This is a genomic window from Streptomyces sp. NPDC006458, assembly GCF_040612135.1.
Taxonomy (GTDB): Bacteria; Actinomycetota; Actinomycetes; order Streptomycetales; family Streptomycetaceae; genus Streptomyces.
In genome coordinates this window covers 34,261-48,556 of the sequence record NZ_JBEXPR010000008.1, presented here as the reverse complement: position 1 = coordinate 48,556, position 14,296 = coordinate 34,261, and the positions used below count along the sequence as shown (strand labels likewise).

Genomic DNA, 14,296 nt, shown 5'->3' with positions numbered 1-14,296 from the left:
TGTTCGGTCTGCGGCTGCCACCGCGTGGGCGCGGCCGGCCACCAACCGCCCGCAGGCGCAAGCAGATCCGCACCCCTGAATCAGAAGGCGTCAGGAATCCAGCCCGATCGCGAACGCGGCCTCAAGGTCGTGCTGTGAATACGTCCGAAAAGCCACATGCGTGTCCGTCGCCTCGACCCCGGCGATCTTGCTGATCCGCCCGGGGATCACATCGGCCAGATCCTCGTGCTGCCGCACCCGCACCATCGCGATCAGGTCGTAGGTCCCCGTCACGGAGAAGACCTCGCTCACGGAATCCAGCGAAGCCACCTGCTCGGCGATCTCAGGAATCCGGTCCACGCTGGTCTTGATCAGAACGATCGCGGTGATCACGGCTGGTTCTCTCCCTCGGGGGCGGGCGTGGGCGGGGTGACCTTCACTCTAGTCGTACGCCCGTGACGGGCCCACGCGTAGCCGAAGCCCAGGCCGAACCCCACCAGGTGGGCGAGGTAGGCCACCCCGGGCCCCTCCGGCGCCCGCCCGGCGGCCAGCCACTGCAGGGCGGCCCAGAACGGCAGCACGATCCAGGCGGGGAAGCGCAGCGGCAGGAAGAACAGGAACGGCAGCAGGCTCGTCACCCGGGCCCGGGGGAACAGGCACAGGAACGCCCCGAGCACCGCCGAGATCGCCCCGGACGCCCCCACCAGCGACTGCTCGGAGTCGGCGTTGGCGGCCGCGTAGCCCAGCAGGGCGAGATAGCCGCAGCCCAGATAGAAGAGGGTGAACTCCACGCGGCCGAGGCGCTCCTCCGTCATCACCCCGAAGACGTGGAGGAACAGCATGTTGCCGAGCAGGTGCACCCAGCTGCCGTGCACGAACAGGGCCGTCGCCGGGGTGAGCGCCGCCCGCGCGGAGCCCTCGAACAGCTCGGCCGGGACCACGCCCCAGCGCCGGAAGTAGGCCCGCTGCGCGGCGAGCAGCTCGTCCCCGGACCCGTAGGCCGGATTCAGTCCGGCGGCCGGCCCGACCAAGAAGATCAGGCAGCACAGGGCGATCAGTGTGTACGTCACGGGCGCCACCGGCCGGTGCATCCCCTCCACCACCCGGCCGGCCCGTCTGTTCCAGTCGCTGATCATGAACACAGAGCATGACGTAACTGGACGCATAGGCATACACCGCCTCGCCGCCGTGGACGGACGGGCACAGTGACGTCGCCAGGCCGTAGGGTTACGAGCCACACGTGTCGGGAAGTCGACGCGTCACGGAGACTAGAAGGAAGCGAACAGTCACGATGACGGTTCCCCTGCCCACCGCCACCACCCGGTGGCGCTGCACCCTGTGCGGCAACCTCACCCGCTTCGACGTGACCCGCTCGTCGAAGGTCGTGGAGTACGTCCACCTCGACCTCGCCGGGGAGCCGAGCGTGGAGGAGCGTGAGGTGGTCAGTGAGACCATCGAGTCGGTCCGCTGCCGCTGGTGCAACGCGGTGGATCAGGTGGAACTGGTGGACAGGCCGGGCGCCGGCGCCTGAGGATCGGGGTCCCCCCGCTCGAAGCGAAGTCGAGAGCGGGGGAGGGTCCCGCACAGCATTGGGGTGTGACGGATGGTGGAGACCACAGGCGGGGGGCCGGGCGACGGCGCCGCCGAGGTGCTCGACCGTCCGCTGCCCGACGGTGTGCGGCGCCGGGTCGTGCAGATCGTCTCGGACGGCTTCGGCGGCCTGACCGTCGGTGAACTGCCCGCACAGCTCAGGCAGTACGCCCGGTTCGCCCCGAACCGCCGGGCCAAGTTCGCGGGCAACGCGATGGCCTCGGCGCTGGAGACCGACCCGGTGTTCCGGCAGCGGATCGGCGAGAAGCTCAGAGAGGCCCAGCCCGAGCTGAGCGGCGCGCTCGACTCGGGTGCCCCGCCCCCGGCCGCGGACCCGCTGGACGTGGCGGCCGCGGCCTACGTACTGCGCCCGGCCGGCTGGGTGAAGCTGGTGGCGGCGGCCGGCGAGGAGGCGCTGCGCGCCGACGCCGAACGCGCCGACGAGGAGAGCCGCGCCGAACTGGAGCGGCTGCGTACCGAACTGGACGCCGCCCGCGACCACACCCGCGCCGAGACCGAGCGGCTGCGCGCCGAGCTGGAGTCGGCCCGCAAGGAAGCCGAATCGCTTCACCGCAAGCTGCGCGCGGCCGTCAGCGACGTCAAGCGCGGGGAGGCCGCGCTGCGCAAGGCGCAGGCCGAGATGGACGCCGTACGCGCCGAGGGGCATGCGCAGGTGTCCGCCGCCGAGAGCGAGACGCGGCGGCTCAAGGCGCGGCTGGGGGAGACCGAGGCCGCCCTGGAGGCCAGCCGCAAGGCGGCCCGGGAGGGGCGCAGCGTAGAGGACATGCGGGTGCGGCTGCTGCTGGACACCGTGCTGGACGCGGCCCAGGGGCTGCGCCGTGAACTCGCCCTGCCACCGGTGTCGGTGCGGCCCGCGGAGACCGTGGACGCCGTCGAGCCGGGCCGGATGACCCCGAAGGACATCGCCGCGCGGGCGCTGTCGGAGGACGACCCGGCGATCCTGGACCAGCTGCTGGCGCTGCCGCAGGCGCATCTCGTGGTCGACGGCTACAACGTCACCAAGACCGGCTATCCGCAGATGCCGCTGGAGAAGCAGCGGTTGAGGCTGCTCGGTCAGCTCGCGCAGCTCGCCGCGCAGACCGGTGCCGAGGTCACCTGTGTCTTCGACGGGGCGGAGCTGGCCGCGCCGGTGCTGCTGGCGCCGCCGCGCGGGGTGCGGGTGCTGTTCTCCAAGCCGGGTGTGACCGCCGACGAGCTGATCCGTCAGCTGGTGCGGGCCGAGCCGCCGGGCCGGCCGGTCATCGTGGCCTCCACCGACCGTGAGGTGGCCGACGGGGTGGCCCGGGTGGGTGCCCGTCCGGTCGCCTCGCTGGTGCTGCTCAAGCGCTTCTCGCGCGGCTGAGACCCGGACGCGCCGGCCTGTCCCGGGCCGGCGCCACCGTTTGTCCCATCGGCAACGTACGCACCAAGCGCAACGTACAGCCCGATTGTCCGAATTGGCCTGGTCCTTACGCAACGTAGCGTCAAGCGCGTATTACCGCATGTGAGTTGTGGGCAAAGAATGCGCTCCGTGAGGGAGTTTTTTGGCTCAGGATTTGAACTGATCACAGCAAGGTCACTAGGGTCATGCCTCGAACCTCCGATCGGGTGATCACCCCCAAGAAGGAGTCGCTCCCCGTGGCGTCCCACCGTCGACCGAAGCAGCCGAGCCGCACTCGTGTGACCGTGCTGACCACCGCAGCCGCCGCTGCCGTCGCTCTCAGCGCCCAGGCCGCCAGCGCGGCCCCGAGCGAGAAGCCGACCAAGGACGAGGTCAAGGCGAAGGTCGACAAGCTGTACGAGGAGGCCGAGCAGGCCACCGAGAAGTACAACGGCGCCAAGGAGAAGCAGGAGAAGCTCCAGAAGGAGATCTCCACCGTCCAGGACAACGTCGCCCGCGGCCAGGAGGAGCTCAACGAGCTGCGCGACGGCCTGGGTTCGATGGCCAGCGCCCAGTACCGCAGCGGTGGCATCGACCCCTCCGTCCAGCTCTTCCTCTCGTCCGACCCCGAGGACTACCTCGACAAGGCCTCCACGCTGGACCAGTTGAGCGCCCAGCAGGTCGACGCGCTGAAGAAGATCCAGGACAAGCAGCGCGAACTCGCCCAGCAGCGCGCCGAGGCCACCGACAAGCTCAAGGACCTCGCCTCCACCCGCGAGGAGCTCGGCAAGAAGAAGGAAGAGGTCCAGGGCAAGCTCGCCGAGGCGCAGAAGCTGCTCAACTCCCTCACCGCCGCCGAGAAGGCCGCCATCGCCGCCGAGGAGGCGCGCGCCACCCGGTCCTCCGCCGAGCGCGTCGACCTCGGTGACGCCCAGCCCGCCTCCGGCCGTGCCATGGCCGCCTTCCAGGCCGCCCAGAGCAAGATCGGCTCGCCGTACGTCTACGGCGCCTCCGGCCCGTCCTCCTTCGACTGCTCGGGCCTGACCTCCTGGGCGTTCGCCCAGGCCGGTGTCTCCATCCCGCGCACCTCGCAGGCCCAGGCCAACGCCGGTACGCGCATCTACAGCCAGTCCGACCTCATGGTCGGCGACCTGGTCATCTTCTACGGCGACCAGCACCACGTCGGCTTCTACGCGGGCAACGGCCAGGTGCTGCACGCCCCGCGCAGCGGCACGGTCGTGCGCTACGAGTCGATCGGCAACATGCCCTTCCAGTTCGGCGTCCGGATCTGACGCTCGCTCCCCGCGTCGGGTGCCGCCCGAACGGGCGAATTCCGGCGTCCTTCGATCACCCCACGCCCCGTCGTTGACCTGCGTCAGCGGCGGGGCGTCACTGTGTGTGCCCGCGAAGGTCTTTGGCCGGTGCCCCGTCGCGGGGCTACTGTCTGCCGCGTTTCCAGCCAGCCAGTGGAAGGAGCGCGGCCAGCGTGGGCTCTCATCGCCGCCTTGCACCGTCCGGGTTCGACCGGGGGATCGGCGCCCTGTGCGCCCTGTCCGCCGCGGCCGTCGGCGCCGTACCGGCCGCCACGTCCGCCGTGGCCACGCCGCACGAGGACACCCGGGCCCGGGTGGACCGCCTCTACGCCGAGGCGGAGAAGGCCACCGAGGCATTCAACCGGGCCGACGAGCGCGCCGATGAACTGCGCGGCCTGGTCGGCGACGCGCGGGCCCGGCTCGCCCGGCAGCAGGAGCGCGTCAACTCCCTTCGGGAGGTGCTCGGTTCGCTGGCCGGAGCCCAGTACCGCTCCGGTGGCTTCGACCCCTCGGTCGTCCTGTTGTTCGCCGACGACCCGGACGACTACCTGGACAAGGCCGCGACCCTGAACCGGATCTCCGCCCGCCAGGCCGGGCAGCTCAAGGACCTCCGCAGCGCCCTGCGCGAGCTCGCCCAGGAGCGCGCGGAGGCGTCCGGCAGGCTGAAGGACCTGGAACGCAGCCGTGCGGCGGTCGCCACCCACAAGCGCACGGTCGAGCGCAAACTCGCCGCGGCCCGGCGGCTGCTGAACTCGCTGCCGGACGCCGAGCGGGCCGCCTTCGACCGCTCCTCCCGCTCCGGCCGCTCGGACCTGTCCGGCCTGGCCGGCGGCGTCCCGGCCTCGGGCCGCGCCGCCGCGGCCGTGGCCGCCGCCCGCTCCGCGCTGGGCAGACCGTACGTATGGGGCGCCAACGGGCCCAGCGGCTTCGACTGTTCGGGCCTGACGCAGTGGTCCTACGCCCAGGCCGGGATCGCCATCCCGCGCACCTCGCAGGGCCAGCGCGTCGCGGGCCGCCAGGTGCCGCTGTCCCAGGCGCGGCCCGGGGACCTGGTGACCTACCGCTCGGACGCCAGCCATGTCGGCATGTACGTGGGCAACGGTCAGGTCATCCACGCCCCCTACCCGGGTGCCCCGGTGCGCTACGACCCGGTCGGGATGATGCCCGTCGCCTCGGTGACCCGGGTCTGATCGGGCCCGTCGGCCTTACGATCGGAAAGATGGCTGGTCGACGGCGGGCATGGGGCGCGGGAGTCGCGGTGCTCTGCGCGCTGCTCGTGTCCCCGGCCGGCTGTGCCCGCCCGGCCGTCCAGGACAGTGCCCGCGGCGAGGTGCAGCGGCTGCTGGACCGGCGCGCGGAGGCGATCGTCGACCGGGACGCCGCGGCCTGGCGGGCGACCGGGACCGCGACGGCGTACGACCGGCTGCGGGCCGTACCGCTGGAGGACTGGGAGTACAAGGTGACGGGCCTGCGCCGGGACGGCGACCGGGCCACCGCCGACGCCGAGCTGCGCTACCGCTTCACCGGTTACGACGCGGCCCCGGTGGTCGCCGGGCGCACCCTGAGCCTGACCCGGGCCCCGGACGGGCGCTGGCGGGTGGTGTCGGACCGGCCCGCGCGGAAGTCGGGGCAGCAGCTCTGGGACCAGGGCGAGGTGGCGGTGGTGCGCGGCCGGCACAGCATCGTGCTCGGCGTCGGGCGTTCCACGGACTCCCTGCGCGACTTCGCGGGCCTGGCCGACCACGCCGTACCGGCCGTGTCGGACGCCTGGGGCGGTGCGTGGAACCGGCGTGTGGTGGTGCTGGTGCCCGAGTCGCTGAAGGGCATGGCCGGGCTGCTCGGCTCCCCGGCCTCCAGCTACCGGGGCATCGCCGCGGTGACCACGGGCGAGGTCGGCGGCTCGGCGCGGGCGCCCGCGGACCGGGTCATCGTCAACCCCGACGCGTACGCGCTGCTCGGTCCGACCGGCCGGCAGGTGGTGCTCACCCACGAGACCACCCATGTGGCCACCCGCGCCCACACCAACGCGGCGACCCCGCTGTGGCTGTCCGAGGGGTACGCCGACTGGGTCGGCTACCGCGACACCGGGCGCACCCCCGTGGAGGCCGCGCCCGAGCTGGCCCGTGCGGTCACCGACGGCCGCCTCCCCGCGGCGCTGCCAGCCGACGGCGACTTCGGCTTCGAGGGCGACTCGGCCGCGCTGGCCCAGGCCTACGAGGGCGGCTGGCTGGCCTGCCGGATGATCGCCGAGCAGTGGGGCAAGGAGCGGCTCGGCGAGTTCTACCGCGCGGTGGGGCGGCACGGGGGGCGGGTCGGGGCGGTGGAGTACGCGATGACCGAGGTGCTGGGGACCTCGCTGGAGGACTTCACCGGGCGGTGGCGGGAGTATCTGCGCGCTCGGCTGGGCTGAGAGTCCGGCGGTGGCGGGGCGGGCCGCTCGGGCTGCTGTCGTCCGGCTCGCCGCCCTCCAGGGCCGGGGTGGGGATCGCCCGGAGCCGGAGCCGGAGCCGGAGCCGGAGCCGGAGCCGGGGCCGGGCCACGCCGGGTCTCGCCCGAGGCCTTTCCCGGCGGTGGACAGCCGCCCGCGCCCCGGCGACCCGGCCCGCGCGGCACTGAGGGCCGCCAGGGCGGCTCAGCGCACCGAGCGGGCCGCTCGGCGCGACGCCCGAGCAGGCTGCCCGGCTCAGGCCGCCTCGCCGTCCAGCACGGCGATCGCTGGGCCGCCAGGGCGGCTCAGCGCACCGAGCGGGCCGTCCGGCGCGACGTCCGAGCGGGCCGTCCGGCGCGACGTCCGAGCGGGCCGTCCGGCGCGACGCCCGAGCAGGCTGCCTGGCTCAGACCGCCTCGCCGTCCAGCACGGCGATCGCTGGGCCGCCGGGGCGGCTCAGCGCACCGGGCGGGCCGCCCGGGGCGACGCCCGAGCGGGCTGCCTGGCTCAGGCCGCCTCGCCGTCCAGCACGGCGATCGCTGGGCCGCCAGGGCGGCTCAGCGCACCGGGCGGGCCGCTGGGCGCGACGCCCGAGCGGGCTGCCCGGCTCAGGCCGCCTCGCCGTCCAGCACGGCGATCGCTGGGCCGCCAGGGCGGCTCAGCGCACCGAGCGGGCCGTCCGGGGCGACGTCCGAGCGGGCCGTCCGGCGCGACGCCCGAGCAGGCTGCCTGGCTCAGGCCGCCTCGCCGTCCAGCACGGCGATCGCCTCCCGCAGCCACTTCCGTTCCGCCTGTCCGGTCGCGCGGGCGACCCGCAGCATGCCCTGCCGGAACAGGTCGTCGGCCTCCTCCGCGCCCACCGGCTCGCCGTCCCGGTAGAAGAAGCTCGTCGGTGTCTGAAGGAAGTCCAGCCGTCGCCGCAGCACGGCGGCCTGCTCGTGCCGCTCGGGCAGCTGGCGCAGGAACGCGAGCACGGTGTTGAAGCGCACTTGGTCCGTGATCTCGGCCTGCTTCGGTTCGCGCAGCCGCTGCAGCAGGTCGGCCCGTCCCTTCTCGGTCAGGGACAGCATCCGGCGCGGCGCCGCGCTCGCGCCGTCCTCCGTGCGCTGGTCCAGCTTGCCCGCCCCGACCAGGCGGTTGATCGCCGGGTACAGGGCGCCGTCGCTGACGGGGCGGACATGGCCGCTGAGGGCCTTGATGCGCTCCTTCAGCTCGTAGCCGTGCAGCGGCTCCTCGGCGAGGAAGCCGAGGATCGACAGCTCCAGCACCGTTCCTCCTTGTGGTCGGCCGTGCCCGCATGCTACCTCTTATCGAGCTACCCCGAAACGAGGTAGCTCGTATCGAGGTAGCCGGTGTCGAGGTATCCGGCTCCGAGGGGGATCGGACACCTGAACGGTCATCGCAAACGGCTCATAGCCCTCGCCCACCCCGTCTATCTCTCGCTCCTGGCCTCCGTGGCCGCCGGGATCATCAACACCGTCTGGGTCTCCCGGCTCGGCGGCCCGGCCGTGGCCGCCGTCGCCGTCGCGACCAACACCGAGAACGTGCTGCTCGGCGTCGCCCTGGTCTTCGGCTCCGGGACGACCGTGCTGGTCGCGCACGCCAGAGGGGCGGGCGATCCGGCCGCCCTGAAGGCGGCCGTGCGCGGCGGATGGGCCGTGTTCGCGCTGGTCACTCCGGTGGTCGTGGTCGGCGGCCTCCTGCTGCGCGAACCGCTCGCACGCCTGGTGCTCGGCGGCGGCGCGGCACTGCCCCTCGCCGTCGGCTACTTCGCGATCTCGATCCCCGGGATCGCCGTGTTCTTCGCGCAGCAACTCGTCGACGGCATCCTCAAGGGCGCCGGCGACACCCGGACCCCGATGCGTCTCGCGCTGCTCACCAACGGACTGATCCTGGTCTGCGACCCGTTCCTCATCCACCTCTACGGCGTTCGGGGCGCGGCGGTCTCGACAGTGCTGTGCCGCTGCCTGGCGCTCGGCGTGGGGCTGGTGGCCCTGCGGCGCGACACCCTGCTGCGGAGCGCGGCAGGAGCCCGCTCCGGCGCCCTGGTGCGCCGCACCCTGACGACCGGGCTGCCGATGGCCGCCGACTTCACCGTCCGCCAGGGCGGCACCCTGGTCCTGATCGCGATCGTCGCCCGGATCGGCGTGACGGCGGTCGCGGCGTACGCCATCGCCTACAAGAGCCTGTACGTGGCGACCATGGCCTTCTACGCGGTGCGCCAGGCCGCCGCCATCCACACCGCGCACAGCCTCGGCGCCGGGCGAGAGGAGCGCCGGGCCATCGGGCGGCAGGCCGTGCTGGTCTCGGTCACGGCCGGGGCGGTGGCGGTGGCGGCACTGGCCCTCGCCGGCCCGTGGATCATGGCCGCCTTCGGCGCCGAGGGCGAGATCGCCCGGCAGGGCGTGCTGTTCCTGCGCTGCGTCGGCCCCTACCTGGTGCTGATGGCCGGGTTCATCGCGCTCGGCGGGGTCTTCGAGGGCAGCGGGGGAGCAGGCGCGCTGCTGCGGGTGACCCTGCTCGGCACGGCCGTACAGCTGCCACTGGCGTACGGCCTGTCGGGGCTCGGGCTGCCGGGGGTGTGTCTGGCGATGGCGCTCGCCATGGCTCTCCAGGGCACGGTGGCCGCCGCGCTGTTCCGGCGGCGCGCCCGGCGTCAGGAGCCGACCGGGGTCTCCCTGGCCGCGGCGGCCTGACCGGGCAGCGGGATCGCGGCGGCGCGGGACGCCGTCGCGCGCCACAGCTCACGGGCCGCCGCGACGCAGGCGACCACCAGAAGGCCGTTGCGCAGGACCAGCAGGCTCACGCCCAGGGTGTCGCTCGCGACCACATGCGCGAACCAGACGGGGAACTCCAGCACCGTCACCAGCGAGGCCGCCACCACCAGCAGGCCCGGCAGGCGCATCCGGCTCTCCCGGTAGCCGAGGCAGACGGCGGCGAGGCCGACCAGCCACACCAGGTACTGCGGGCTGATCACCCGGCTGGTGGTGGTGAACAGCAGCACCGCCGTGAACGCGGCGTCGGCGAGCGTGGTCGTCGTGAACCGCACCGCGGCCAGCCGCCACACCAGCAGCCAGCCCAGCGCCATCCCGGTCAGCGCCAGCGCGGCCGTGCTCACCACGTCGACGTACGGGCCGAGGAACTCCACCGAGCCGTAGTTCAGCAGGACCTGGCCCTCCCAGCCGTGGTGCCGGGCCACATGGAAGACCAGCGAGCCCAGCGACTCCACCTCGGTGCCCCGGTCCCGCTGGAAGGTCAGGAACGCGAACGCGCCCGGCATCGCCACCATGAACACCACCGCGAGCCCGGCCGCGGTCAGCGCCGCCGCGCCCCACGCCCGGCGCCGCACACAGCCCACCAGCAGCAGCGCCGGCCACACCTTCAGCAGCGCCCCGAAGCCGGCCAGCGCCCCCATCAGCCGCGGATGCCGCGCCCCGGCGAGCAGCGCGGCCACCGCGACCGCGGTGACCATCACGTCGTAGCGGGCGTAGACCGTCGGGCCCAGCATGGCCGCGCCGATCACCCACACCCAGGCGCCGCGCATCGTGCGGCCCGGCCGCAGCCCGGCGAACAGCAGCATCGCCAGGACGGCGAAGTCGGCGAGGAAGGCCAGCACGAAGAAGGCCTGCGCGTATTCCAGGAACGGCAGCACGGCGGGGGAGAGGATCGCCAGCGCGGCGGCGGGCGGGTACTGCCAGGTGACGTCGTTCTGCGGGAACGTTCCGCCGCTCAGGACGTCGTTCCAGCCGTGGTAGATGAAGGACACGTCGCTGGTGACGTCGGGGCCGGGGAAGACGAACACCTTGAAGACGAACAGCAGCAGGGCCAGCCGGGTCAGGCTCCAGACCGTGAGCAGTCCGAACACCGAGCCCCGACCGACCGTCTCGTTCACGTGCGCCCCGCTCCGTCCGCTGCCCGTCGTCCGGGGACCATGATCTCCCGGCGGCCCGGGTGCACGCCGTGCGGCGCGGCCGGGTGCCGAACCGCGAGTCTACGTTGGGTAAGGTCGGCGGCGATGCGCAAGACCCTGATCGTGACGAACGACTTCCCGCCCAGACCAGGCGGTATCCAGGCGTTCCTGCACAACATGGCCCTCAGGCTCGACCCCGACCGCGTCGTCGTCTACGCCTCCACCTGGAAGCGCGGCCACGAGGGCGTCGAGGCGACCGCCGCCTTCGACGCCGAGCAGCCCTTCACCGTCGTACGGGACCGGACGACCATGCTGCTGCCGACGCCCGGCGCGACCCGGACCGCCGCGCGGCTGCTGCGGGAGCACGGCTGCACGGCGGTGTGGTTCGGCGCGGCGGCCCCGCTCGGCCTGATGGCGCCCGCGCTGCGCAGGGCCGGCGCCGAGCGCCTGGTGGCCACCACCCACGGCCACGAGGCGGGCTGGGCCCAGCTGCCGGCCGCCCGGCAGCTGCTGCGCCGGATCGGCGACTCCACCGACACGATCACCTACCTCGGCGAGTACACCCGCTCCCGGATCGCGACCGCGCTGAGCCCGGCCGCGGCCGCGCGCATGGTGCAACTGCCGCCCGGCGTGGACGAGAAGACCTTCCACCCCGGCTCGGGCGGCGCCGAGGTCCGCGCCCGCCTCGGCCTGACCGACCGCCCGGTCGTGGTCTGCGTCTCCCGTCTCGTCCCCCGCAAGGGGCAGGACACCCTCATCCGGGCCATGCCCCGCATCCTCGCGGCCGAGCCGGACGCGGTGCTCCTGATCGTCGGCGGCGGCCCCTACGAGAAGGACCTGCGCCGCCTGGCCGGCGAGACCGGCGTCGCGGACTCCGTCCGCTTCACCGGCGCGGTCCCCTGGTCGGAACTCCCCGCCCACTACGGCGCCGGCGACGTCTTCGCCATGCCCTGCCGCACCCGCCGGGGCGGCCTCGACGTCGAGGGCCTCGGCATCGTCTACCTGGAGGCCTCCGCGACCGGGCTGCCCGTCGTGGCCGGCGACTCCGGCGGCGCCCCCGACGCGGTCCTGGACGGCGAGACCGGCTGGGTCGTCCGGGGCGACAGCCCGAACGAGACCGCCGACCGCATCACCACCCTCCTCGCCGACCCCCAGCTCCGCCGCAGAATGGGCGACCGCGGCAGAACCTGGATCGAGCAGACCTGGCGCTGGGACCTCCTGGCAGAGAACCTGAAGACCCTGCTGTAGAAACCCCGCCCTCCACCCCAACGACACGGACCGCACGAGCCGCGCGGGCGCGCGGGCAACGCCGCGACATCTCTGAGAACGCGGCCGACGCCGCGCCCCGTTCGGGGGCGCGGGGAACTGCGCAAGTCTTTCGGGGGGTGCGGGGCACGCCGCGAGTTCTGTGAGGGCGCGGACGACGACGCGACCCGTTTCGGGGGCGCGGGGAACTGCGCAAGTCTTTGGGGGGTGCGGGCAACGCCGCGAGCTCTCTGAAGGGCGCGGACGACAACGCGACCATTCCGGGGGCGCGGGGAACGGCGCGAGCAACCACCCACCACCCGCACCCACCCCCCGACGCCAACCCACCCCGTCTACTTGGCGTAGATCGCCTCGATCTCGGCCGCGTAGTCCTTCGCCACCACGTTGCGCTTCAGCTTCAGCGACGGCGTCAGGTGGCCCGACTCCTCCGTGAACTGGGAGGACAGAATGCGGAACTTCCGCACCGATTCCGCCTTCGACACCGCGGCGTTGCCGTCGTCGATCGCCGCCTGGATCGTGGCCTGCAGATCCGGGTCCTCGCGCAGCGACGCCGCGGTGGAGCCCTCCGCCTTGCCGTGGTCGGCCGCCCACCGGCCCAGGAACTCCTCGTCGAGGGTGACCAGCGCGCCCACGAACGGCCGCCCGTCACCGACCACCATGCACTCCGCGACCAGCGCGTGCGCCCGGATGCGGTCCTCGATCACGGCCGGGGCGACGTTCTTGCCGCCCGCGGTGACGATGATCTCCTTCTTACGGCCGGTGATCTTGAGGTAGCCGTCCTCGTCGAGGGTGCCGATGTCACCGGTGTGGAACCAGCCGTCGGCCAGCGCCTCCGCGGTCGCGCCCGGGTTGTTCCAGTACTCCTTGAACAGGTGCTCGCCGTGCAGCAGCACCTCGCCGTCGTCCGCGATACGCACCACCGAGCCGGGCAGCGGCTGGCCGACCGTGCCGATCTTCTGCCGGTCCCACGGGTTGAACGCGGTCGCCGCGCAGGACTCGGTCAGGCCGTAGCCCTCCAGGACCGTGAAGCCGATGCCGCGGAAGAAGTGACCGAGGCGCTCGCCCAGCGGGGCGCCGCCGGAGATGGCGAACTCGCCCCGGCCGCCGAGGACCGTGCGCAGCTTGCTGAAGACCAGCTTGTCGAAGACCTTGTGCTTCAGCTTCAGACCGAGCGACGGGCCGGACGGGGTGTCCAGCGCCTTGCTGTAGGCGATCGCGGTGTCCGCGGCCTTGTCGAAGATCTTGCCCTTGCCGTCGGCCTGGGCCTTGGCACGCGCCGAGTTGTAGACCTTCTCGAAGACGCGCGGCACGCCCAGGATCAGCGTCGGGCGGAACGCGGCCAGCTCGTCGGTGAGGTTCTTGATGTCCGGGACGCAGCCCAGCTTGATCGGCGCGATCATCGGCGCGATCTGCACGAGCCGCCCGAAGACATGGGCGAGCGGGAGGAAGAGCAGGACCGAACACTCGCCGGTACGGAACAGCGGCCGCAGGCGCTCGACGATGTTGCCGCACTCGGCGAAGAAGCTGCGGTGGGTGAGCACACAGCCCTTGGGGCGGCCGGTGGTGCCGGAGGTGTAGACGATGGTCGCCGGGTCGTCAGCCTTGGCGATCGAGCTGCGCTCCTCCACCGTCTCGTCGGGCACGTCCTGGCCGAGCCGGCCCAGCTCCTCCACGCCGCCGGCCTCGATCTGCCAGACGTGCTTGAGGGCGGGCAGGGAGTCGCGTACGGCCTCGACGGCGGCCACGTGGTTGTCCAGCTCGACGATGCAGGCGGTCGCGCCCGAGTCGGACATGATCCACTGCAGCTGCTCCGGCGAGCTGGTCTCGTACACCGGCACGGTGACCGCGCCGGCGCTCCAGATCGCGAAGTCCAGCAGGGTCCACTCGTAGCGGGTGCGGGACATCAGCCCGACCCGGTCGCCGGGCTGCACACCGGCGGCGATCAGACCCTTGGCGGCGGCCCGTACCTCGGCGAGGAACTCCCGCGCGGACACGTCCTGCCAGCGGCCGTCGACCTTACGGGCGATGACGGCGACGTCGGGGTGCTGCGCGGCGTTTCTGCGGACGATGTCGGTCAGATTGCCGTCCGCGGGGACCTCGTACAAAGCCGGAAGGCTGAACTCGCGCAAGACTGCTGCTCCTCATAGGGCGCCGGCGCCACGACGTTGTGTGATGCGACGGTGCGGTCCAAGGCTCGGGCAAGTACCCGGATTTCCGGCCACGGTCCTCCTTGAGAACCACTGGTTGAAAACCTGAGTACGACTGGACCGCCCGGACGTTACCCGCCGGTATGGCTTCAATGACAGGGGTTCCCGGCGAGATGTTCGCTGCGTCACACGGATTGGTGTTCCTTTGCGCACAGTAGTCGAAAGCGTTCGGAACCAGCCAGTAACCGCAGGTCCGGCCGCGACTGTTCACGACAGCCGTGC

Annotated in this window: 12 protein-coding genes; 7 read left to right on the top strand and 5 right to left on the bottom strand. The window is 72.8% G+C overall.

Annotation, left to right across the window (positions count from 1 at the left end; all coding sequences use genetic code 11):
• Window positions 1-90 precede the first annotated feature (90 nt).
• Together ABZZ79_RS12945 and ABZZ79_RS12940 are read right to left on the bottom strand one after the other, a co-directional pair.
• Window positions 91-372 (bottom strand): Lrp/AsnC ligand binding domain-containing protein, encoded by a 282-nt coding sequence (locus ABZZ79_RS12945; protein WP_356688975.1) that lies wholly within the window; start codon window positions 370-372, stop codon window positions 91-93.
• Window positions 369-1,115, bottom strand: coding sequence for a rhomboid family intramembrane serine protease (locus tag ABZZ79_RS12940; RefSeq protein WP_356688974.1), 747 nt, complete (start codon window positions 1,113-1,115; stop codon window positions 369-371). Before ABZZ79_RS12940 ends, ABZZ79_RS12945 begins: the two co-directional genes overlap by 4 nt.
• Window positions 1,116-1,270: 155 nt before the next feature.
• Here ABZZ79_RS12940 and ABZZ79_RS12935 point away from each other — a divergent pair, with 155 nt between their 5' ends.
• The 5 genes from ABZZ79_RS12935 to ABZZ79_RS12915 all read left to right on the top strand — a co-directional run bounded on the left by ABZZ79_RS12935 (window position 1,271) and on the right by ABZZ79_RS12915 (window position 6,673).
• Window positions 1,271-1,510 (top strand): hypothetical protein, encoded by a 240-nt coding sequence (locus ABZZ79_RS12935; protein WP_356688973.1) that lies wholly within the window; start codon window positions 1,271-1,273, stop codon window positions 1,508-1,510.
• Window positions 1,511-1,582: 72 nt separating this feature from the next.
• Window positions 1,583-2,932 carry an NYN domain-containing protein gene (locus tag ABZZ79_RS12930; protein ID WP_356688972.1) on the top strand — a complete coding sequence of 450 codons (1,350 nt, stop codon included), beginning with the start codon at window positions 1,583-1,585 and terminating at the stop codon, window positions 2,930-2,932.
• Between the two features lie 275 nt (window positions 2,933-3,207).
• Window positions 3,208-4,242 (top strand): NlpC/P60 family protein, encoded by a 1,035-nt coding sequence (locus tag ABZZ79_RS12925; protein WP_356689158.1) that lies wholly within the window; start codon window positions 3,208-3,210, stop codon window positions 4,240-4,242.
• Window positions 4,243-4,436: 194 nt separating this feature from the next.
• Window positions 4,437-5,453, top strand: a complete 1,017-nt coding sequence (locus tag ABZZ79_RS12920) for an NlpC/P60 family protein (protein ID WP_356688971.1) — start codon at window positions 4,437-4,439, stop codon at window positions 5,451-5,453.
• A gap of 29 nt (window positions 5,454-5,482) precedes the next feature.
• The gene (locus ABZZ79_RS12915) at window positions 5,483-6,673 is read left to right on the top strand and encodes a hypothetical protein (protein WP_356688970.1); all 1,191 of its coding nucleotides are present in this window, start codon (window positions 5,483-5,485) and stop codon (window positions 6,671-6,673) included.
• Window positions 6,674-7,425: 752 nt separating this feature from the next.
• Here the strand turns inward: ABZZ79_RS12915 and ABZZ79_RS12910 are convergent.
• A complete protein-coding gene (locus ABZZ79_RS12910; RefSeq protein ID WP_356688969.1) occupies window positions 7,426-7,959 on the bottom strand; it encodes a PadR family transcriptional regulator in 534 nt (177 codons plus the stop codon).
• A gap of 120 nt (window positions 7,960-8,079) precedes the next feature.
• Between ABZZ79_RS12910 and ABZZ79_RS12905 the strand changes: the two genes are divergently transcribed.
• Window positions 8,080-9,387: an MATE family efflux transporter gene (locus tag ABZZ79_RS12905; RefSeq protein WP_356689157.1), complete on the top strand. Its 1,308-nt coding sequence runs from the start codon at window positions 8,080-8,082 to the stop codon at window positions 9,385-9,387.
• Here ABZZ79_RS12905 and ABZZ79_RS12900 read toward each other — a convergent pair.
• Entirely contained in the window at window positions 9,348-10,583 is a 1,236-nt protein-coding gene (locus tag ABZZ79_RS12900; protein WP_356688968.1) for a glycosyltransferase 87 family protein, read from the bottom strand. The genes ABZZ79_RS12905 and ABZZ79_RS12900 overlap by 40 nt on opposite strands.
• A gap of 123 nt (window positions 10,584-10,706) precedes the next feature.
• Here ABZZ79_RS12900 and ABZZ79_RS12895 point away from each other — a divergent pair, with 123 nt between their 5' ends.
• Window positions 10,707-11,849, top strand: a complete 1,143-nt coding sequence (locus ABZZ79_RS12895; RefSeq protein WP_356688967.1) for a glycosyltransferase family 4 protein — start codon at window positions 10,707-10,709, stop codon at window positions 11,847-11,849.
• 350 nt (window positions 11,850-12,199) lie between these two features.
• Here the strand turns inward: ABZZ79_RS12895 and ABZZ79_RS12890 are convergent, their stop codons facing one another.
• The gene (locus tag ABZZ79_RS12890; protein ID WP_356688966.1) at window positions 12,200-13,996 is read right to left on the bottom strand and encodes an AMP-dependent synthetase/ligase; all 1,797 of its coding nucleotides are present in this window, start codon (window positions 13,994-13,996) and stop codon (window positions 12,200-12,202) included.
• Window positions 13,997-14,296 lie beyond the last annotated feature (300 nt).